General features: G+C 33.3%; 23 protein-coding genes and 1 tRNA gene. 9 read left to right on the plus strand and 15 right to left on the minus strand.

Annotated features, from left to right (window positions below; translation table 11 throughout):
- The first annotated feature begins 219 nt into the window (after nt 1-219).
- Nucleotides 220-795 carry a YciE/YciF ferroxidase family protein gene (locus QWY86_RS12755; RefSeq protein ID WP_290242706.1) on the plus strand — a complete coding sequence of 192 codons (576 nt, stop codon included), beginning with the start codon at nt 220-222 and terminating at the stop codon, nt 793-795.
- A gap of 218 nt (nt 796-1,013) precedes the next feature.
- Nucleotides 1,014-2,102, plus strand: a complete 1,089-nt coding sequence (locus QWY86_RS12760; RefSeq protein WP_290242707.1) for a sensor histidine kinase — start codon at nt 1,014-1,016, stop codon at nt 2,100-2,102.
- A gap of 198 nt (nt 2,103-2,300) precedes the next feature.
- On the opposite strand, the gene QWY86_RS12765 is transcribed toward QWY86_RS12760, so the two are convergent.
- The 5 genes from QWY86_RS12765 to QWY86_RS12785 all read right to left on the minus strand — a co-directional run bounded on the left by QWY86_RS12765 (nt 2,301) and on the right by QWY86_RS12785 (nt 8,116).
- Complete coding sequence (locus QWY86_RS12765) at nt 2,301-3,092, minus strand: inositol monophosphatase family protein (protein WP_290242708.1); 792 nt, start codon at nt 3,090-3,092, stop codon at nt 2,301-2,303.
- Between the two features lie 57 nt (nt 3,093-3,149).
- Nucleotides 3,150-4,304, minus strand: a complete 1,155-nt coding sequence (locus QWY86_RS12770; RefSeq protein ID WP_290242709.1) for a prolipoprotein diacylglyceryl transferase — start codon at nt 4,302-4,304, stop codon at nt 3,150-3,152.
- Between the two features lie 426 nt (nt 4,305-4,730).
- The gene (gene mtaB, locus QWY86_RS12775; protein ID WP_290242712.1) at nt 4,731-6,053 is read right to left on the minus strand and encodes a tRNA (N(6)-L-threonylcarbamoyladenosine(37)-C(2))-methylthiotransferase MtaB; all 1,323 of its coding nucleotides are present in this window, start codon (nt 6,051-6,053) and stop codon (nt 4,731-4,733) included.
- Between the two features lie 111 nt (nt 6,054-6,164).
- The gene (locus QWY86_RS12780) at nt 6,165-6,734 is read right to left on the minus strand and encodes a UbiX family flavin prenyltransferase (RefSeq protein ID WP_290242713.1); all 570 of its coding nucleotides are present in this window, start codon (nt 6,732-6,734) and stop codon (nt 6,165-6,167) included.
- Between the two features lie 500 nt (nt 6,735-7,234).
- Nucleotides 7,235-8,116 (minus strand): OmpA/MotB family protein, encoded by an 882-nt coding sequence (locus QWY86_RS12785; protein ID WP_290242714.1) that lies wholly within the window; start codon nt 8,114-8,116, stop codon nt 7,235-7,237.
- A 324-nt stretch (nt 8,117-8,440) separates the two neighbouring features.
- Between QWY86_RS12785 and QWY86_RS12790 the strand changes: the two genes are divergently transcribed.
- Nucleotides 8,441-8,740 (plus strand): RNA recognition motif domain-containing protein, encoded by a 300-nt coding sequence (locus QWY86_RS12790; RefSeq protein ID WP_290242715.1) that lies wholly within the window; start codon nt 8,441-8,443, stop codon nt 8,738-8,740.
- 227 nt (nt 8,741-8,967) lie between these two features.
- Here the strand turns inward: QWY86_RS12790 and QWY86_RS12795 are convergent, their stop codons facing one another.
- The 4 genes from QWY86_RS12795 to QWY86_RS12810 all read right to left on the minus strand — a co-directional run bounded on the left by QWY86_RS12795 (nt 8,968) and on the right by QWY86_RS12810 (nt 11,122).
- Entirely contained in the window at nt 8,968-9,258 is a 291-nt protein-coding gene (locus QWY86_RS12795) for a hypothetical protein (RefSeq protein ID WP_290242716.1), read from the minus strand.
- Between the two features lie 112 nt (nt 9,259-9,370).
- Nucleotides 9,371-10,141, minus strand: coding sequence for an exodeoxyribonuclease III (gene xth, locus QWY86_RS12800; protein ID WP_290242717.1), 771 nt, complete (start codon nt 10,139-10,141; stop codon nt 9,371-9,373).
- Between the two features lie 232 nt (nt 10,142-10,373).
- Entirely contained in the window at nt 10,374-10,865 is a 492-nt protein-coding gene (gene msrA / locus QWY86_RS12805; RefSeq protein WP_290242718.1) for a peptide-methionine (S)-S-oxide reductase MsrA, read from the minus strand.
- Nucleotides 10,866-11,037: 172 nt separating this feature from the next.
- A tRNA-Ser gene (locus QWY86_RS12810) sits at nt 11,038-11,122 on the minus strand.
- 257 nt (nt 11,123-11,379) lie between these two features.
- Between QWY86_RS12810 and QWY86_RS12815 the strand changes: the two genes are divergently transcribed.
- Complete coding sequence (locus QWY86_RS12815) at nt 11,380-11,580, plus strand: hypothetical protein (protein WP_290242719.1); 201 nt, start codon at nt 11,380-11,382, stop codon at nt 11,578-11,580.
- Between the two features lie 59 nt (nt 11,581-11,639).
- On the opposite strand, the gene QWY86_RS12820 is transcribed toward QWY86_RS12815, so the two are convergent.
- On the minus strand, nt 11,640-11,921 hold the full coding sequence (locus tag QWY86_RS12820) for a hypothetical protein (protein ID WP_290242720.1): 282 nt from the start codon (nt 11,919-11,921) through the stop codon (nt 11,640-11,642).
- Between the two features lie 229 nt (nt 11,922-12,150).
- Between QWY86_RS12820 and QWY86_RS12825 the strand changes: the two genes are divergently transcribed.
- The 3 genes from QWY86_RS12825 to QWY86_RS12835 all read left to right on the plus strand — a co-directional run bounded on the left by QWY86_RS12825 (nt 12,151) and on the right by QWY86_RS12835 (nt 13,660).
- Nucleotides 12,151-12,408, plus strand: coding sequence for a hypothetical protein (locus QWY86_RS12825; RefSeq protein WP_290242722.1), 258 nt, complete (start codon nt 12,151-12,153; stop codon nt 12,406-12,408).
- Between the two features lie 18 nt (nt 12,409-12,426).
- A complete protein-coding gene (locus QWY86_RS12830) occupies nt 12,427-12,636 on the plus strand; it encodes a hypothetical protein (RefSeq protein WP_290242723.1) in 210 nt (69 codons plus the stop codon).
- A gap of 175 nt (nt 12,637-12,811) precedes the next feature.
- Nucleotides 12,812-13,660, plus strand: coding sequence for an alpha/beta fold hydrolase (locus QWY86_RS12835; RefSeq protein ID WP_290242724.1), 849 nt, complete (start codon nt 12,812-12,814; stop codon nt 13,658-13,660).
- Between the two features lie 11 nt (nt 13,661-13,671).
- On the opposite strand, the gene QWY86_RS12840 is transcribed toward QWY86_RS12835, so the two are convergent.
- A complete protein-coding gene (locus QWY86_RS12840) occupies nt 13,672-13,872 on the minus strand; it encodes a hypothetical protein (RefSeq protein ID WP_290242725.1) in 201 nt (66 codons plus the stop codon).
- 204 nt (nt 13,873-14,076) lie between these two features.
- Here QWY86_RS12840 and QWY86_RS12845 point away from each other — a divergent pair, with 204 nt between their 5' ends.
- Nucleotides 14,077-16,050: a PAS domain-containing sensor histidine kinase gene (locus QWY86_RS12845; RefSeq protein ID WP_290242726.1), complete on the plus strand. Its 1,974-nt coding sequence runs from the start codon at nt 14,077-14,079 to the stop codon at nt 16,048-16,050.
- Nucleotides 16,051-16,105: 55 nt separating this feature from the next.
- Here the strand turns inward: QWY86_RS12845 and QWY86_RS12850 are convergent, their stop codons facing one another.
- Nucleotides 16,106-17,737: an ABC-F family ATP-binding cassette domain-containing protein gene (locus QWY86_RS12850; RefSeq protein WP_290242727.1), complete on the minus strand. Its 1,632-nt coding sequence runs from the start codon at nt 17,735-17,737 to the stop codon at nt 16,106-16,108.
- A gap of 146 nt (nt 17,738-17,883) precedes the next feature.
- On the opposite strand from QWY86_RS12850, the gene QWY86_RS12855 reads away from it, so the two are divergent.
- Nucleotides 17,884-18,918, plus strand: coding sequence for a basic secretory protein-like protein (locus QWY86_RS12855; RefSeq protein WP_290242728.1), 1,035 nt, complete (start codon nt 17,884-17,886; stop codon nt 18,916-18,918).
- A gap of 260 nt (nt 18,919-19,178) precedes the next feature.
- On the opposite strand, the gene QWY86_RS12860 is transcribed toward QWY86_RS12855, so the two are convergent.
- The 3 genes from QWY86_RS12860 to QWY86_RS12870 all read right to left on the minus strand — a co-directional run bounded on the left by QWY86_RS12860 (nt 19,179) and on the right by QWY86_RS12870 (nt 20,827).
- A complete protein-coding gene (locus tag QWY86_RS12860) occupies nt 19,179-19,760 on the minus strand; it encodes an HPP family protein (protein WP_290242729.1) in 582 nt (193 codons plus the stop codon).
- A gap of 121 nt (nt 19,761-19,881) precedes the next feature.
- Entirely contained in the window at nt 19,882-20,295 is a 414-nt protein-coding gene (locus QWY86_RS12865; protein WP_290242730.1) for a nuclear transport factor 2 family protein, read from the minus strand.
- A gap of 4 nt (nt 20,296-20,299) precedes the next feature.
- Nucleotides 20,300-20,827 carry a TetR/AcrR family transcriptional regulator gene (locus QWY86_RS12870; RefSeq protein WP_290242731.1) on the minus strand — a complete coding sequence of 176 codons (528 nt, stop codon included), beginning with the start codon at nt 20,825-20,827 and terminating at the stop codon, nt 20,300-20,302.
- Nucleotides 20,828-20,942 lie beyond the last annotated feature (115 nt).

Here is a 20,942-nt window from a genome sequence, read left to right on the forward strand (position 1 = left end):
TAGGTAGTAACTACTGAAACCGTTAAAATATATCGATTTACAATATTCCATATTTGGTTGGTAACTGCGGAAATAATGTGTTAAAGTAGCTTAAAAACCACTTTTTAGCGTTGAGCAAGAAATACGTAATGGTTAAGAAATATACGCGTTCTTATTCTTTGCCAAACCATTATTAATCAGGATAGGTTCTTATGTTAATTAATATACAAACTAAAACTTATGGCAACTTCAAAAAAAACAACGGCAAATGCCAAAACAAAAACATCTGCTAGCAAAACGATTAAAAATGTTGGTAAAATTAATCCTTCTGAATTCCACGAATTTTTTATAGATGAATTGAAGGATATTTACTGGGCAGAAAAGCATTTGGTTAAAGCACTTCCAAAAATGAAAAAAGCGGCTACAAGTCCAGAATTAGCAGCAGCTTTTGAAAAACACACTCAGGAAACGCAAACTCACATAGAAACTTTAGAAGAAATTTTTAGCTTGCTTGACGAAAAAGCTACAGCTAAAAAATGTGATGCTATGGCAGGATTATTAGAAGAAGCAAACGGCATAATTGAAGATACCGATGCAGGAACAATGATTAGAGACGCTGGGTTAATACTAGCTGCGCAAAAGGTAGAGCATTACGAAATCGCCACCTATGGAACGCTAAAAGTATTTGCCGAAAATATGGATAGAAACGATGTATCATCACTTTTAGAGCAAACACTAGAGAATGAAAAAGAGACAGATGTGGCACTTACCGAAATTGCAGTTTCAGCAATAAATAGTGAAGCAGCAGCTGAATAGTTTCTATTTTAAACAATTTAGTAAATAATATTTTCATTTATAACAGGCGATACTGTGACGGTATCGCCTGTTTTATTTTACACAATACCTCATAACAATTATTTAAGATGTAAAAAGATGATTTTGTAAGTTATTCTAAAATCTCTGATACAATTAAGGAATTATTAATTATTTATTTAAATTGTAATATCATCCACTAAAACATACGTCACTTATCAATGGATACAAATAGTGAGCAAATCAATAACCTTACTCAACTTAATGAGGACCTCGAAAATTATTTCAGCAATACCATTATTCCACAACTTTTTGTAGATGCAAATTTAATTTTACGGAAGTTTACGCCTCCGGCAATGAAACAGTTTAGTTTGAAAGAAAATTTTATTGGCAAGCCTTTAGATGAAATTAAAGAAAATTTTCGCTTCCCGACCATTATCGATAACATTAAAACCGTTATTGCTACAGGTAAAATATTAGAAAAAGAAATACAAACAACCGACATGCGGTGGTTTCAGATGAATGTATTACCATATATTGTACGAAAGGAAAATATTACAAATGGTGTAATTATTACTTTTGTAGATATTACTGCAAGAATTCAAGACTTAAAAGAGCAGGAAAGATTACTGGCCGAGCACGAACTCTTGCTAGATACAATTGCTCACGACATCAAAAATCCTTTATTAGCATTGAGCCTTTCGGTGCAAATGATGAAAAATTTACCATCACGAAGCATTGAAGAGTTTTCTCGTCTAACGGTGAATCTTGAAAAAAGCCTAACAAGTATGAAAGGGGTTGTAGAAAGTATGCTTGATTCCAGGTGGCAAAAACAGCGATACCACGCAATGGAAGAATTACTAGATATTGGCAGCATATTGGAGGATGTAAGACTTGCTATTGCGCCATTGGTAATAGAATCTGGTGCAGAAATCATTTCCGATTTAAAAATTATGGAAATTACTTTCGTTAGGCGCAAGCTCAGGAGTGTAATCTATAATTTGCTTAATAATGCTATGAAATACACATCGAAAGATGTTAAACCAATAATTAAAATAAGCTCAGAAAAAATTGATGACTTTGTGGTAATCAGCGTACAAGATAATGGCGTAGGCATAAGCGAACAGGCAATGGAACATATTTTTTCTAAATTCAAGCGAATCAAATCAGATGTTGAAGGTTCGGGTGTTGGGCTTTATCTGGTGCACACTATTATTAATACTTCGGGGGGTAAAATCGAAATTAATAGTAAAGAAGGCGAAGGTTCTGTATTCAAAATGTATATAAAACAGACTAATGAAGCAAATTAAAATTAAGAAGACTCGTAATTTCTAAGGTTTACAAATTAATAGTCCATACCCAAAGTTTTAATGCTTTATGTAGGCTGTGCGATTTTTAAATCGACTTAAATGTGCGTTGCAAAAATCTTTACAACTTTATTCGAGGATGACTTTATGTGTAACCTGATAAATCGCAATCAAACCTTAAAAATACCGAAGCTTAAACCCTTATCCAAAATACTTTTTAATCGCCACAAGCATTTCTTCACTGATTTTACCATTTGTAGCTACAATTTCCCTTTTACCAAAAAAATCATCACCACCATTAAAATCGAAAACTTCTCCACCTGCTTGCTGTACAATGAAACAACCACCGGCAAAATCCCAGGGTTGTAAATTATATTCAAAAAAAGCATCAAAACGACCACAAGCTACATAAATCAAATCCGTTGCAGCAGAGCCCATACGTCTTAAACCGTGGGTTTTCTGCATCATTTCTTCAAGTAACTTTAAATATTGTGGTTGCTTATCAAATTGATAATAAGGAAAACCTGTCGCTAATAAGCTAGATTGTAAATCCGGATTTGAAGAAACCTGTATTTCCTTTTTATTCATAAATGCTGGCGCACCTTTGTAAGAATAAAACATTTCTCCACGATTTAATTCGTAAACAACGCCTAAAACTGCTTTATCATCTTCATATAATGCAACACTAATGGCGTATGTAGGCAAACCATGAATAAAATTTGTAGTTCCATCAAGCGGGTCGATAATCCATTTGTAGGTTTTGCCTTCCCTGTTTATCGTTTTCTCTTCTGTTAAAAAGCCTGCATTTGGAATAAGTTTTTCAAGGTTTTGAACCAGTTTCTGTTCAGCTGTTTTATCAACATAAGAAACCATATCGTTTAAGCCTTTATATTCAACCCTTTGTGTATCAAATTGCATAGCTTCTTTGCGAATAAAATTTCCGGTTAGCCGAACAATAGATATCACTTTATTGCATAGTAATTCGTAATTCATAGTTATTTAAACAACATAAATCCTGTGTTGTTGAGTTTTAATGAATTTATAATGTTTTTAAGCTAATTTATTCTTATTCCTTAACGAATAAATACACAATATAATTCCACCTACTACCAGGAAAGTAGAAATCATTTCGGCTTGTGTAAATGGTGGTAAACCCAACACATGATATTTAGAATTTACTCGAATCAATTCTATGAAGAAGCGCTCTAAACCATTTAATATCATATAAATACCAAACATTAAGCCTGGTGCCTTTATTTTATCTCTTATCTTCCAAAGGAAAGCAAATAAGATTAAACAAATTATAACTTCATAAATTGGAGTTGGATAAACGCCTTGTGCCAATTCATTACAAAACTTTCCAGCCCCACAACCCGGAATTGGAATACCCTCGCCAACAACATTATTTGGATATTTGTAAGACCATAACCAATCTGGCAACCAAGAAAATGGTTTTGGATTTGGATTAACAATGCCCCAATCACCATCACCAGATAAGTGGCATCCAATTCTACCAACTGCATAAGCAAGCATCATACCTGGTCCGCCAACATCCAACATATGCAAGGGCTTAATTCCATTACGCTTTGCAATTATTAAAACTGCAGCACCACCGCAAATTAAACCACCATAAAAAGTTAAGCCGCTAAACGATAATAATCTTTCAATTGGATTTTTTACAAAGTCGTCCCAATACTCCAGATTATCAAAAAATTTAGCACCTAAAAAACCCCAAATTGCTGCCCACACAATTAAATTACTCATTAATTGATAGGGGTGAATAATTACTTTTGTTTCTTTTGGGTTAGCCAGTTTATGTTTTTCCTTTTCTTTATAATCCCAATACGCGAATAGAATACCTAAAAACAAACCACCAAAAATATTTCCTTTGGCCGACATTAATATAGATTGCGCATCGCTTACAAAAAGGCTATAATTAAGTAACGCATACAACAATTTATAGCCAATAATAAACCCGAAAAGACCATTCAATATCAAATCGGTAGTAGTTGCCGGTTTACCAACAATTATCGTTTTTACAAACGGATGTAAAATACCTAATGCTTCTTTACGCTTTAACTCCTGCGTAAACGCCCAGTAACCGGCAACAAATGCAAGTGCTACAAAAACACCAAACGTATTGAAGGGTAGCGGCAAATTTATGCCCAACAAATATTCTAAAAAATGTGAAACGGTAGGAAACATACAAATAATTTGATGCGAAGATAGGAAAGAAACAGCAAAGCTGAAAGCTGGAAATGATTACCAAAAATGCTATTATCTTAATTTGAAAAGCAGTTTCCTGCAATTATAGGTTGAGATAGCCCTGCTCTACACTACAATCTTTTTTGAGAGCAAAAAAGGATTTCTACTTCGATCAGGTTTATAGCACTTCTGCAGTATTTCATAGGAATGTGCAAGGTGCCGAACCTGAGTTTAAAAAGGTGGACCATTTTTAATAAACGGGATATAAGCGATATACTTTTTGGCTGCGAGGTGGAAGAAACTTACGAAATCTTGTAAGCCCAGTCTCATTAGATTTCGTAAGTTTCCGCAAGAGCCAAAAAGATTAAGCGGATAGCCCGACTAACGTTAAAGTAATTGGCGGAAATTGATTTACTAAAAATCGAATTAATGATGTGCGTAAACAGTTTCAAGCTCGGCAACCTCCACATCGCCATCGGGGGTAATTTCGATAAGCTTAACAGCCTTAAGCTCGTTTACCATAACCGGATCGTATTTAGCACGAACCTTTACATAGTTTTTTGTGAAACCATGCATGTAGCCCATTTTTTGGTCAGCTTCGAAAAGCACTTCGCCTTCCGTTCCAATTTGAGATTCGTAAAAAGCACGACGCTTCTTATCGGATAAAATATGAAGCATTTTGCTACGTTCGTTACGCTCGCTACCTGCAACAACACCTTTCATTTCAGCGGCAACAGTTAATTCGCGTTCAGAATATGTAAATACGTGTAAATAAGAAATATCCAATTGGTTTAAAAACTGGTAAGTATCCAAAAAATCATCTTTTGTTTCACCAGGAAAACCAACAATGACATCTACGCCTATACAACAATGCGGCATTACTTCCTTAATCTTCGCTACACGCTCTACATATAAATCGCGGCGATAACGACGACGCATTAAGCCTAAGATTTTGTCTGAGCCAGACTGAAGAGGGATATGAAAATGCGGAACAAATCTTTTCGATGTGGCTACAAATTCGATAATTTCGTTACTTAAAAGATTAGGTTCTATAGATGAAATACGAATACGCTCAATGCCATCAACTTCATCCAGGGCTTTAACCAAATCAAAGAATTTATCTTCACGTTCGCCATTTCTAATACCAAAATCGCCTAGGTTTACGCCTGTAAGCACAATTTCTTTTACGCCACTTTCTGCAATTTGCTTCGCTCGATTAACTACATTTTCTATGGTATCGCTCCTACTTGCGCCACGAGCTAAAGGAATTGTACAATAGGTACATGGGTAATCGCAACCATCCTGAACTTTTAAAAATGTACGGGTTCTATCTCCAATTGAATATGAAGCAATAAAGTTATGGTTAACCTTTTCTATGCTTTGTTGATGAACAATCGCCTTCGGTTGCTTGGTCAAATCAGAAATAAACTCAACAATTCTGAATTTTTCTGCTGCACCTAAAACCATATCGACACCTTCAATTTCGGCAATTTCTTGTGGCTTTAGTTGTGCGTAACAACCAACAATGGTTACATAAGCATTTGGAGAATGCTTTAAAGCTTCCTTTACAACCTTCCGACATTTTTTATCGGCATGTTCTGTAACGGAGCAGGTATTAATCACATAAACATCAGCTGCATCTTGAAATTCGACCACAGCATAACCTGCATCAGTAAATAACCGACCTATAGTAGATGTTTCAGAGAAATTTAGTTTACAACCTAATGTATAAAATGCGACCTTTTTCATTTAGCCTGCAAAGATAAGAATTAGATATGAGTATTGAGATATGAGATCTGAGTCAGTTTTAAACCTTACATTTATATGTGAGATTATTTTACAACCATTTTATCTAATTATTTAATGATTTTCATTCCAGCGGTAGCTTTGCTGTTCAAAACCTGCCAGATCCAAAACCCTACTCACAACTGTTTCTGCTACTTCTTCTATCGTTTTAGGTAAACTGTAAAATGAAGGGTTAGCCGGGCAAATAATTCCACCAGCTTCGGTAACGGTCTTCATATTATTTATATGAATCAAGCTGAAAGGTGTATCTCTAACAACGGCTATTAGTTTACGTCGCTCTTTTAAAACAACATCTGCTGCCCTTGAAATTAAATCATTAGAAATGCCGTGTGCAATCCTTCCAAGCGTACCCATTGAGCAAGGGATAATAATCATTCTATCATATTTGGCAGAGCCAGATGCAAATGGCGCATTGAAATCATTTTTTTGGTAAAATTTGAAATCATATCTTTCGTAATCGCTATTGCCGAGTTCAAATTGCCAAACTTCTTTTGCATTATCACTCATTACCACACCAACCGCTTCTATTTGTGATTTTAGTAATGTCAGTTTATCAAAAAGCACTTTTGCATATATCGAACCGCTTGCACCTGTAACGGCAACAATTATTTTCTTTTTATTCATATCCAACACAAAAATAAGCTTTATTAATTTGACAAAACAAAAAAGGGCCAGAACAAAGTTCTGACCCTACATCTACCTATGAAAAACATACCCTCGAAAGGGTAAGAACAAATATATGTATATTTTTAAAAAAAGATACTTGATATGTGTTAAATTGAAAGAAAAACACAATTATTTCTAATAACAATTTTTAATTATCTGTTAATCAATCATTTAATTTTGCATAAATTTAAAACAATTAGCCTCAAAAAGTGTGCTTTTTACACTAAGTACATTAAATTGTAACTTTTACTAACACTTACTCACTAACTAATAATACTATTTATGCTTTAATTTTTTCTCAATTAAATTATTATTGATTGTTTTCGAAGCAATGAAATTCTAAACTACATTTAACTAAATCATTAGTCTATTAACAAACCATGATAAATCATAATATCTTTTTAAAAAAAAACTCCCGATTTTATCGGGAGTTTTTTGAATATTAAAGACTTGAATTATTATTGTTTCGGTGCTGCTGTACCAGCTGGTTGTTCTGGTGCTTTACCAATTAGTTCCATAAACTGATCTAATTTTGGTGTTATAATAATCTGCGTTCTTCTGTTTTTCATTTTACCTGCAGGCGTACTATTATCGGCTATTGGATTAAACTCGCCTCTACCCCCTGCTGTTAAACGTTTCGGATCAACCGCAAATTTGGTTTGCAATGTTTGAACTACTGAGGATGCTCTCAGCGCACTCAAATCCCAGTTATTTCTAATATTAGTTTGAGCAATTGGAACATTATCAGTATTACCTTCAATTAATACATCATAGCTATCATAATCCTTAATTATTTTGGCAATTTTGCTAAGTGTTTCTGCTGCCTTATCAGATATTTCATAACTACCAGATTTATATAACATATTATCAGCTAAAGAAATATAAACCACACCTTTTAATACCTGCACATCAACATCGCCCAATTCTTCTCTACTTAGAGAACGGGTTAAGTTATTTGTAAGTACCATATTAAGCGAGTCGCTTTTGTTTTTCGCATTAATTAATTGTTTGATGTATTTATTCGAACTATTAATTTCATCAACCAGTTTGGAAATGTTAACATTTCCTTGGTTACTTGAGTTTAAGCATTTGGTTAATGCATCTTGTAATGCGGCTGTGTTAGCCTTTTCAGATGCAATTTGCTCTTCCAAACTTTTAACGCGACTTGTTGCGCCCGTAAGTTCTCTCTGGCTATCTTGATATTTGTTGCTTAACTCCTGATTTCTTTCTCTTAGTTTATCAAAGGTAGTTTGTAACTCGGCGTATTTTTTGTTACTCACACATCCCGAAATCAGAATAATGGAGAGCATTAATAAAGGAATTGATTTGTAAAGTTTCATAACTTTTTTTTTTTAAATTATAAATTTCATAATTCATTACAACAACTGTTCCCTTTTAAAGTTTTAACTTGTATTTTAAGCATTTAACTTTTAATCAAGGTTTTAAAAACAAAGTTCTAGCCCATTTTATTTGAAGCATCTCAAATCAATTCTTGCCTATTATTTTATAGAGAGTAACTTAACATCTATTAAAATGAATTGAAAACTGAGTTAGAAATGCTGTTAAAACGATTTATTTAATGGACAATCTTTAAGAATTAATGCTTGATTGTTCAGGTTAAAAAAATTATCTTGCATCTCTAAAACAAAAAATACCAATTATCTATGACGAAGCTCTTTGTAGGTGGGTTACGACCTGATATTAGTGAAATGGATCTGGCAATGCTTATTGGTCTTTACGGAAATATTGAAACCATTAAAGTTGTTCGAGATAGAGCTACTAATAAATGTAAAGGTTATGCATTTGTAGAAATACTAAAATTAGATGATGCGCAGAAGGTTATATCTGCTTTAAATGGTGAATCGTATAAGGGAAATATTTTAAGCATAAAAATTTCTGAGGATGAGCCTGGCAAAGCACCAAAAGTTTTTAAAAAATTTGTTGCCAGAAAACCTACAAGGTAGGTTCTCACAATTTTTATTTGCAGACTTACTTTCTATTACTCCAAAATAGAATTAAAAATACTTTTGCTGTATTAGAAAAAATACTTAATCTTACAGTTCATTAATTATTGTTTTGATAAACACTGATTAATTGTTTGTTAATGGAGGGTATTTGTATCCTCCATTTTTTATTTATAAGTATTGAGGATTTTATCTATATTGTTATTATCTATAGCTTTTATAAATTTTTATTTTGATACTCCCGAATTTATTGATGAGTACCAATTAATTGGGTGAGAACGAAGATTCATGCCATCGCTTTCAATATGATATAAAATTATAGGTTCTGAAAAATCTACGAGCCTTTCGATTTTTCTGGAAAGCTTCCCTAAAAAATCCATACTAGAAATGCCTTCTTTTAAATGAACGTAAATTACAGTTGCGGTTTTAAACTCAAAACGCTCTACAACACCAGGCCATTCAGATTTAATTCTATTTAAAAAAGCCGCAATTTTTTTTTGGTTTTTGAGAATATCCATAAACTTCAGATTTAGTAAGCTTAAAATAGCTATAATTTCATTTATTAAAACCAATTAACCCGATCTCGTCAAAAAAATTACAGAGTAAAAAATCCGTCACACATGTAATGAATTATTCAAGCTCTATCCAAACCGGGCCGTGGTCACTAGTTTTTACCCATCCTCTAACTTGCCTATCAACTCCAGCAGCTTTTAACTTACCTAAAAGTTGCTCATTCAATAAAAAATGATCTATCCTTAATCCGGCATCTCTACCGTATGCATTTCTAAAATAATCCCAAAATGTATAAATTTTATCATCAGGATAAAGTTTTCTCAAAGCATCTGTCCAACCTTGTGCAATTAAATTATGGAATGCAGCCTTAACCTCGGTTCTAAAAAGTGCGTCATCAACCCATCTCTCAGGTTTATAAACATCAAAATCAGTTGGTATAATATTAAAATCTCCACAAATAACAGTAGGTAACTTAAACTGCAAGAGTTTTGTTGCGTGTTTATTTAAACGCTCCATCCACGCCATTTTATAATCTAACTTTGGTCCGGGTGCGGGATTTCCATTTGGTAAATAAAGGCAGGCAATAACCACATCATCTACCATAGCTTCAATGTAGCGACTTTGCAAATCATCGTTATCGCCCGGCAAACCTCTTCTTAATTCTTTTATTTGTTTACCTCTTGCAAGAATAGCAACGCCATTCCAGCTTTTTTGTCCATGCCAAATGGCACTATATCCTGCATCATTTATTGCTTCAATAGGAAATTTTTCATCTGGTGCTTTTAATTCCTGCAGGCAAACAACATCGGGTTTAGTTTCATCTAACCAACGTAACAACACTGGCAAACGCCCATTTACGCCATTTACATTATAGGTAGCTATCCTCATTTCATTAATATTTCAGGTACAATGTACAATACAAATTATTCGATGTAGCGTTATCGCATTACAGTACGTTTCTAACAACAAAAACATGATGAAAAATAAAAGGCTATTATTGCTGAAAACAATTACTGGAATTTTAATTATTGTAACAATAATACATGTTATTAAAATTGTTTACAATAATCCAACGCTTAGCAAAGTAATTCAAAATCATTAATCCCAACGGATAAAAACATTAAGATAATTTCCAATTTGGTCTCTCGAAATGGCAAGTGTAGCCATAAGGTACCTTTTGAAGATAATCTTGATGGTCTTCTTCTGCGTTCCAAAATTCTGTAGCTGGTACAATTTCGGTAATAATTTTACCAGGCCAAACTCCAGAAGCATCCATTTCTTCGATTAATTGTTTTGCGGTAACTTCCTGTTCTGGATTTAAATAAAAAATTGCAGAACGATATGATGTCCCTACATCATTCCCTTGCCTGTTTTTAGTTGTCGGATCATGAATTTGAAAAAAATATTCAAGTAATTTTCGATAAGATAATACAGACGAATCAAATGTAATTTCTATTCCTTCGGCATGGGTTCCATGATTTCTATAAGTTGCGTTAGGAACATCTCCTCCGGTGTAACCCACCACTGTAGATTCTACGCCAGGTAAATGCCTTATAAGTTCTTCTACGCCCCAAAAACATCCGCCTGCCAATATTGCTTTTTCAATTCCCATAATTTTATATTTTATTTATGAAGGTACAAAGCGATAAAATCTTAAACAAATGGAGATACTTGTAATTACACTCTTTGGACAATTTTACGAAGAAATACGTTTTGTAAAGAGGAGTTGAAAAATGTATTGGATACAAAAAAAGGAAATCTTTCGATTTCCTTTTTTTGTTGAGCGGAAAGCGAGGGATTCGAACCCCCGGACCTATGACAGTCAACAGTTTTCAAGACTGCCGCATTCGACCACTCTGCCAGCTTTCCGCTGCAAAAGTAATCATCTAATCGATATCTGCACAATTAAATATAAGATTAATCGTACTTTTCTTATAATATTATGATTATCAAGCACAATATTTTGTTTTTTTTGAAACGTTATAGAATTTGTCAATAAACCATTATCGTAAGCGCTAAAATCTAAAAATGTATTAGAATTTTTTTTCACTCTGTAGATTAAGTAGTTACAATTTCTTAACAATAACTAATTAAAAAGAGCAGGAAAAGGCTGTAATTTTGTAATTATGGCAAATCAGAATATTAGCAAACTACTACAAAATAAGATAGAGTTATTAAAAGTTGAAGTTGAAAATGCTCAATTAGAATTAAGAAAGTGGGAAACAATGGCAGATGAATACAATGCGCAGCCAGATAAATTTGAGCTTATTGCCACCTTACTTGTGGGCGAAACCGCAGAGAATAAAAAATCGCGAAAAAAGGTTTAATACTTTTAAAAAGAATAATTGCTATGCATCGGAATAGTAATTAATTAAAATAAAAGATGTTAAGCACTTACGCTGATTGTTTCGCAATTAAAACGAAGATGCTCTAAAGAAACTCCATCATTATTTAAGATGAATATTTCTAGTGGGTGACTAAAATCTACCAAGGCGCCCAGCTTTGGCATAAGGCTAGATGTAAATGCATATGCATCAGCTTTTTCTAAAAGTTGAATAAAAACTAATCTTTCATTCATATGCCTTGCGGCTTCGATAAAACCCGGCCACTCTAACTTTATTTTATCAATAAAAGCATGGGTATTGTGTCTTTGTATCAATCTATTCATAGCGCTAATAAGATTATCTGCGAATATAAACACCAACGCTAATTAGTTTTTCTTCTATAATATTAAATGAAAAAAAAGTAATTGATATTTATCATTCGTTATTTCGTAATACACACATTATTAAATATTTACCCTCAAAATAAACAAAAAAACTGCGATTTAGGCAGCTATTTAACAAAAGGGTAATAATACGGTAGTATTAATTATACAATGTTTTAACTTTGTGTATATGGAAACTTCTAGCCAGATACACCTTTTAAAATTTTTCTTAAAAAAAATACATCAGCTGCGAGGATACGGAGATATGAATTCTTACATTTTAGCCTATGAGTATAAAAAAAATACTAATCTTTCTGAGCTAAAACTTAATAAGATTATAGTTGCCTTTTCAGCACCCAAAACCTGGTACTTTGGAAAAACTAAATTTATTGATGAGGTTGAAACACAAATTGATGTGTGCATAACTTATAAAAACTATTTTTCTTAAGCTTGGTTATTTTGATTGATGAATAGACTACTCATATTTCTTATGCTGTTTGTAATGATGAGCACCGGATGTAAAAAGAAATTTTGCGGTGTTATTTCTGCAATAAGTACAGAGGTATCGCCAGCAGACGGTCAGCCTTTGTACAAAGTTTATTTGGAATCAGGCGAAATTGTCCCAATGAAATCTCGAGGAGGATTGCAAGTTGGGCAATCTTACTGTAACGATTAGAAATCACTCATCTTTCTAATTTCATCTTTTTTAATAAATTCAATCACGGTCATTTCTTAGCGCCACTCTCTAAAATCCGTATCCAATCATCTATTATTTGTAACAATTACTTCAAAAAAATACTGAAAGCAATTTTGTTTTTATATTTATTTGCTGAATAAATATTAAGGGCGCTATGAATAATATTCTAAAAAGAAATCATGTAAATATTATTGGAAAAGGAGAAAAGGTTTTGATGATGGCTCATGGTTTCGGATGCGACCAAAGTACATGGAAATTTATCACCAGCGCTTTTTTAGATGATTATAAAATTATTTTGTTTGATTACGTTGGCTCTGGAAAATCTGAAATAAATCAATATGATTACCATAAATATTCATCTTTAGAAGGCTATGCTTGTGATGTAGTTGACATTATTGAAGTGCTCAAACTTAAAGACATCGTATTTATTGGACACTCTGTAAGCGCAATGATTGGTATGCTAGCAGCGATTCAAATTCCTGAAGCTATTAGTAAGCTTATTTTTATCGGACCGTCTCCTAAATATATAAATGAAAACGAATATTTCGGAGGATTTGAACGTGAACAAGTTGAAGGTTTATTTAAATATATGGCAGATGACTATATAGGTTGGAGTAAATATTTAGCTCCCAATGTTATGGGAAATTTAGAAAATCCAGAACACGCAGAATTTTTGCAAGAATGTTTCGAATCTATGAATCCAAAAATTGCACTTGAATTTGCTATGGCAACCTTTAATTGTGATTATAGAAACAAATTACAAGAACTCAAAACAAAAAGCATAACTTTAATGAATGATAATGACATGATTGTACCATTACAGGTTGGTGATTTTATTAAAAGACATACGCCATATAATACCTTACATTTATTAAATGCCACTGGTCATTATCCACATATAAGTGCTCCAGAAGAAACTATAAAAGCTATTAAATTGTATTTAAATGAAAAATCGAACAACACTCGTAATAGTCCGTTAGTTTCTCAATCAATTGATTTATAGAGATAAACCCATTAATAAGTAGTTATAGTTGATGCAATTGCTATCGCATTTTTAAAATTGCTTTTACATTTTAAAAGATAGTCTTGATTAAGTAAATCATTTTTAAGCTGATATACCTCCTCACTTTGTGAATCATTAAAAAATACACTTTTTTTAAGCTTGGCTGTAAACCCAATTATAATTTCTGCTTCTAAATCTAAACTGTTTGTCATTATCCTTTTTTATTTATTCCCGAATTTACAACAACCATTTAATTACTAGATTAACACAACATTAAATCTGAATAAACCTTAATCTAATTATATAAGATTTCGATTTAAATGATTTCTAAATTTGGTTACAGAAAATTTTAACAGTTTCAATTCATTAATAATTGTTATCAAATCGATAAGCAATTATTATATTTGTTAAAGTTTATGACTCATCTTAGAAATAATTCTGCTACAAACTTTAGCGATGATAAGCTTCTAGAAGTTCTTCAAAACACACAAGAAGCCACTGCAATTTACACAAGTGAAGATTTATTTATCCGCTTTGCGAATAATGCTATGCTTAACATTTGGGGAAAAGATCGCTCTATTGTAGGTAAACATTTTGAAGAAGCTATTCCAGAAATTGTTGGTCAGCCATTTACTGCTATTCTGCAAAATGTATGGCGAACTGGTGTTAGTTATTATGCATCTGATACGCCAGCAGATATTATTGTTGATGGGGAGTTGCAAACTTTTTATTTCGATTTTGAGTACAGAGCAATGCTCGATGAAAATCAGAAAACATATTGCATCATTCATACGGCTAGAGATGTATCACAAAGAAGGGCATCTCTGCTTTTAATAAGTGAGAAAGAAGAGCAAGCCCAAGCCATTAATGAAGAAATGGCTGCAACGGTTGAAGAACTCCTATCTACAAATGAAGAACTTAACAAATCAATGGTTCTTCTTGCTGATAGCAGAGAGCATATCCGTACCATAATTGAGCAAGCTCCGGTAGGTATTTGTGTGCTTGAAGGCGATGATTTGGTTATTGAAATTGCCAATAAAACGATTTTAAATATTTGGGGACGAAAAGAATCAGAAGTTTTAGGAAAGCCGCACGAGCTTGCCAGACCTGAGCTTAAAGGACAGCCAGTTAACGAATGGTTAAGAAGCGTTTACGAAACTGGAATCCCAAAAATTAATAATGTATTTAGAGTAATGCTTTACCAGGAAAATGGATTGCGTGAAGCATTTGTAAATTCAATTTATCAACCAATTATATCATCATCCGGACAAATAACTGGCGTTTTGGTTATTTTAGAAGAGATTACCAAACAGATATTAGATTCTTTTGAGCACGAAAAAGCTCAACAAATGCTTTCTTTAGCTGTAGATGCCGGAGAATTAGGAACCTTTTATTATGAGCCGGCCAGTAATCTTTTCTCTGGAAATGAGCTATTAAGAAACTGGTTCGGACTTTCAAGTAATGAAAAAATGGACTTAAGTAATGCTTTCGCTGCCATTTACGATGATGACAAAGATTATGTTGCCAAAGCAATTTCTGAAGCGCTGATACAAGAGCATGGTGGTCGTTATGCTATTGATTATCGTTTAAAACCCAATTCATCAGCAGAAATTAGAACTGTACAAGCTATAGGACGAACAACATTTGATAAAAATGGTAATGCGGTGAGTTTAAATGGAACTTTACGAGATATTACTGAGCAAAAAAAAGACGAACAGCGTAAAGATGACTTTATTAGCATGGTAAGCCATGAATTAAAAACTCCTTTAACATCTTTAAATGCATATATACAAGTTTTACAACGAACTGCAATTAAGCAAGAAGATGAAGCATTAAATAACGTTTTGGGTAAGGCACTAAAACAAATACGAAGTATGACATCCATGATTAATGGATTCTTAAATGTTTCGAGGTTAGAATCAGGGAAAATGTTAATTGAAATTTCTTCCTTTAGTGTTAAAGAATTATTTAATGAGTTAGAATCAGAACTTCAATCAACAATTCATACTCATCCGCTGGAATTTGAGTTAACTAGTGATATTTACCTAAATGCCGACAGAGATAAAATAGCCCAGGTTATACAAAATCTGGTTGGAAATGCGGTGAAATATTCTCCAATGGGTTCTACGATTACCATTAGGTATGAAGTAAATAATAATGAAGTTGTTTTCTCAATACAAGATAGAGGGATGGGAATTTCTGCCGAAGACCACGAACATATATTTGAGCGTTATTACAGGGTAAAAAACCAGCACATGGGTTCTATTGCCGGCTTTGGGATTGGCCTATATCTGTGCAAAGAAATCGTAGAAAGACATGGAGGTACTATCTGGTTAAACAGCGAGTGGGAAAAAGGTACTACATTCTTCTTTAAATTGTTGCAAGCTTAATAAGCTTAACTCAGAATTTGTATAACTTCTTCCCCATCGATATTTAATTATTCTACTACAATTCAATATCTTTTAAGTTGTTCATTTTCTTGTAAGCTAAAAATCCTTTTATATCTTCAAAATGTTCGCGAACACGTTTATTTCCGAACTCAAAAACTTTTTTAGCCAGCCCGTCTAAGAAATCCCTATCGTGTGATACCAGAATTAAAGTACCATCAAAATCTTTTAAGGCATCTTTAATGATGTCTTTTGTTTTCATATCCAGGTGGTTGGTTGGCTCATCGAGGATTAAAACGTTAACCGGCTCAAGCAATAGTTTAATCATTGCTAAACGGGTTTTCTCTCCACCAGATAACACTTTTACTTTTTTTGTAGTATCATCTCCACTAAACATAAAAGCGCCTAAAAGATCTTTAATTTTTATGGTTCCATCGGTTAAAGGAATCTGGTCGATAGTATCAAATACAGTTAAATTTTCATCTAATAATGCTGCCTGGTTTTGAGCAAAATATCCAATTTTAGCATTATGACCAACTTTCAAACTTCCTTCAAAGTCTATTTCACCCATAATAGCTTTAATCATCGTTGATTTACCTTCTCCGTTTTTACCTACAAAAGCAACTTTTTCGCCTCTCTCAATAACCATGGATGCTTTTTCAAAAACGACATGATCGCCGTATTTTTTAGTAAGTTCTTCTACCATTACCGGATATTGGCCGGAACGTGGAGATGGTGGAAATTTTAAACGCAATGCTGATGTATCAACCTCATCAATTTCAATAACTTCGAGTTTTTCGAGCATTTTTACACGCGATTGAACCTGTAGTGTTTTTGAATAAGTCCCTCTAAACCTGTCGATAAACTCCTGATTATCGGCAATAAAGCGTTGTTGTTCTTCATAAGCCTTTAGCTGATGTACGCGGCGCTCAGCTCTCAATTGCAGATAATGAGTATATTTTGCCTTATAATCATATATTCTACCCATTGTAACTTCAATCGTTCGATTGGCTATGTTATCTACAAATGCCCTATCGTGTGAGATTACCATTACAGCTTTAGCCGAATTTATCAGAAAATCTTCAAGCCATTGGATACTCTCTATATCCATGTGGTTTGTCGGCTCATCGAGCAAAATAAGATCAGGTTTTTTTAATAAAATTTTTGCCAATTCAATCCGCATACGCCATCCACCAGAAAATTCTGATGTTTGACGATTAAAATCTTTGCGTTCAAAACCCAAACCTTTTAATACTTTTTCTACTTCTGCATCATAATTAGTTTCCTCTATCGAATAAAATTTCTCGCTAAGCTCAGATACACGCTCTATAAGTTTCATGTAATCATCACTATCGTAATCAGTACGAATCGTAAGCTGTTCATTTAATTCATCAAGTTCCTTTTGCATGTTGTTTACTTCAGCAAAAGCTTTCATTGTTTCTTCGAAAACAGTTACATTATCTTGCGTAAGTAAATGTTGTGGTAAATAAGCTATAACTGCGTCTTTTGGTCCGGTAACATTCCCAGATGTTGGTTTAGCAACATCTGCAATAATTTTTAAAATGGTCGATTTCCCTGCGCCATTTTTACCCATTAGGGCAATTTTATCATTTTCGTTGATGGAAAAAGTTACATCACTAAAAAGGGTGCTTCCGCCGAATGAAACGGAGATATTATTTACATTAATCACAATTGGGCATATTAAATTTGCGGCAAAGATAAAATAAAGAGAATGAATTAAAGCAACGGACTATTTATTTCCAATGCAATGTGTAGCTTCATTTTTACAGGATATTTTTCAAACAACACTTATTTTTAGCAAAAAAAAATCAACCTATGTTAAAGAAAATTTCAAAGCTTACACTTTTTACCTTGCTTTCTGTAACTGCAGTAGCGCAAAATACTACAAATAATTCTGCACAAACACCGCAGCGAAACAGAAATGCACCTCGCCCATATTCAATAACTATTGATAATAAAACAAATGTAAATTTAGATACAGCAAAAATTAATGCCGCATTTAAAGAAATTTATCCGGCTTTTGCTGTAGCAGATGGTTATAGAACTAAAAGAGAGGTTACCATGCGGGTTATTGATACCGCCAATAATTTTACAATAAAGGCTATACCTGGCGAAATTGTGGTAAACAGCAAATGGATTAAAAAGAAAGCCAACTTTAATAACTTTCAGACTAACCTCCAACAAGCACTTCATAAAAATTGGGCATCAGTTGATACAATTAAGAAAGATGATTATCAGCTGGTTTTTATAAATAAGAATTCTGCATTTAATCCAAATATCCAGAAAGAACTAATCGAAACTTACTTTAAAGTTTTCCCGACATTGGTAAGTACTTTTAATGATAAAACTACGCACAATGTTTTATTTGTAACCGATACAGCTTATAAAGGTGTAGCAGAGGCCAGTGGAAACCGAATTCTGTTTAGCACGAATTACATGAACGCCCACCCTACTGACATTGATATTGTAACACACGAAGGTATGCACTTGGTACAAGGTTATGGATACGGCTCAGGGCCAGTTTGGCTAACAGAAGGCATTGCCGATTTTATCCGCTACAGATATGGGGTTGATAATATTGGTTCGAAGTGGGCTTTACCTGATTTAACTGCTAAACACAACGAAAAGAAATATGAAAACAGCTACCGTATAACTGCCCGTTTTTTCGAATGGATAGACCAAAAAGTTAAGCCAGGATTAATTATTGAAATGGATAAAGAGTTAAGAAACAAAACTTACACAAAAGATACCTGGGTTAAATTAGCCGGAAAGACTATTGATGAGCTTTGGGATGAATATGCTAAAAACCCTGAGTTAACATTAAAATACAGCGGTAAGGAAAGAATTTAATCAAGACATTTCAAATAAAAAAGAGCAATAAAATTATTGCTCTTTTTTATTTTTAATACTACTTATTGTCGTCACTGGCGCACGCGTGTCGCTTGTGCAAATCAACATCTCCTGACAACCAACTTGCCTCAATTAACCTTAACACCACTATATCATCGACTAAATCAAGGCTAAATAATGACCAAAGACCAGTCTTACTCAAAAAAATGGTAATGAATATAATAGACATTAAAGTCAATTATCATAAACATAATATTTAACTACCGACGATATCTACGCCAAATTCGATACCAATTCTTATTTGAGGGATAGCTCCGATGGGAGGTGCGGTTGTTGAAAAAAATTGCTACTATCAAAAGTATGGAAGCACCGGTTAATACTGGACTTAAAACATAAAAATATCCGAGTGACTGTATCTTTGCAGAACCTATGTTCGCAATTAGGGCAGTTGCTCCACCTGGTGGATGGAGCGTTTTTGTTACTTGCATAAGCACGATAGAGAGTGAAACAGATAAGGCAGAAGAAAGCCAAAGTTCAGACGGAATCATTTTGTGTATAGTTACCCCAATTATGGCACATATAAGGTGCCCACCAATCAGATTTCTCGGTTGAGCCAATGGACTATTGATTATACCATAAACCAATACGGAGGAGGCACCAAAAGATCCGATAAGAAAAAGATTATCAGATGCGGTGAAATATTCCGAATTTATAAATCCAATTATTCCGATTCCGAAAAATGAACCCAGAAAAGTCCAAATATGCTCTTTGAAATCTATCAGGGTTTCTTTGTACATGATGTATTTAACAGTCCTAATATGCTTTCTTATGGTTTTCCTCATATGATATTGTAATATTTATTCTTTTTTTTTTAAAAAAATCCTGAATTTAAAACTTTACAGGTTCGTTGAAAATTATCAAAATATATGCAAACACCTGCATCTTCCATCTTGAAAAACCTAACTATTTAAATTTCCTTTCCTCTTCACTGATGGCTAAATTATTGATACTTGCGTACCTCTTCGCCATTAAACCGTTTTCATCGAATTCCCAGTTTTCATTTCCATATGCTCTAAACCAATTACCCTCTAAATCCATAAATTCATATTCAAACCTAACTGCTATGCGATTATCTGTATGAGACCAGTACTCTTTTTTAAGTTTATAGTTTAACTCCTTTTTCCATTTTTCAGAAAGAAATTTTACAATATCTTTTCTCCCATTAACAAATTGATCTCTGTTTCTCCATTCACTATCAATTGTGTAAGCTTTAGAGATTTTCTCAGGATTTTGTGAATTCCAGGCATCCTCTGCAAATTGGATTTTTTGTAATGCTGTCTCCAAGGTGTATGGAGGTAGGGGAAATTTCTGTTCCATTACTTTAATTTATTAAGTTATTTATAATTGATTTTGATTTTTCTATTAGTTCATTCGATTTATACATCTTACTTTCTGTAATGCAGCTTTCGAAAAGCAGATAAACATGATCCGACAATGTTTCATCTGCCATCAGTGATTTGAAAAATGCTCGGAGATCTGCTTTATGTTGCTGAATTGGATTTAAAAGTTTAATGTTATCATTTGGTATTTCAGATAATACGTTTAAAAAACTACAGCCACGAAAATTTTCCTTCATGTTCATATATATTAAAAAATCGAATGACGAAATTACCTTGGCTTTCACCTCATTTTCATTTTTTACAAACACATAAAGTTCATTAAACCAATACTCATGTCTGGCATCCAAAAACGCAACACATAAATCTTCCTTCGACTTAAAATGTTGATAAAAACTAGCCTTAGCGACACGAGCCTCAGAAATTATCTGATTAATTCCAGTTGAATTATAACCTTGATTTGCGAAGAGAACGGATGCTGTTTCTATAATCCTTTTTTTTGGTGATGACATATGCATAATATTTAATTACACAAAAGTAAAAAAATAACTTACATATACAGACAAGTCTGTCTACTTTTTTTTAACTTAATTATTGAGTGGGAAAATCAAATCTAATTGACCATCT

The organism is Pedobacter aquatilis (genome assembly GCF_030409415.1).
GTDB classification, from domain to species: Bacteria; Bacteroidota; Bacteroidia; order Sphingobacteriales; family Sphingobacteriaceae; genus Pedobacter; species Pedobacter aquatilis.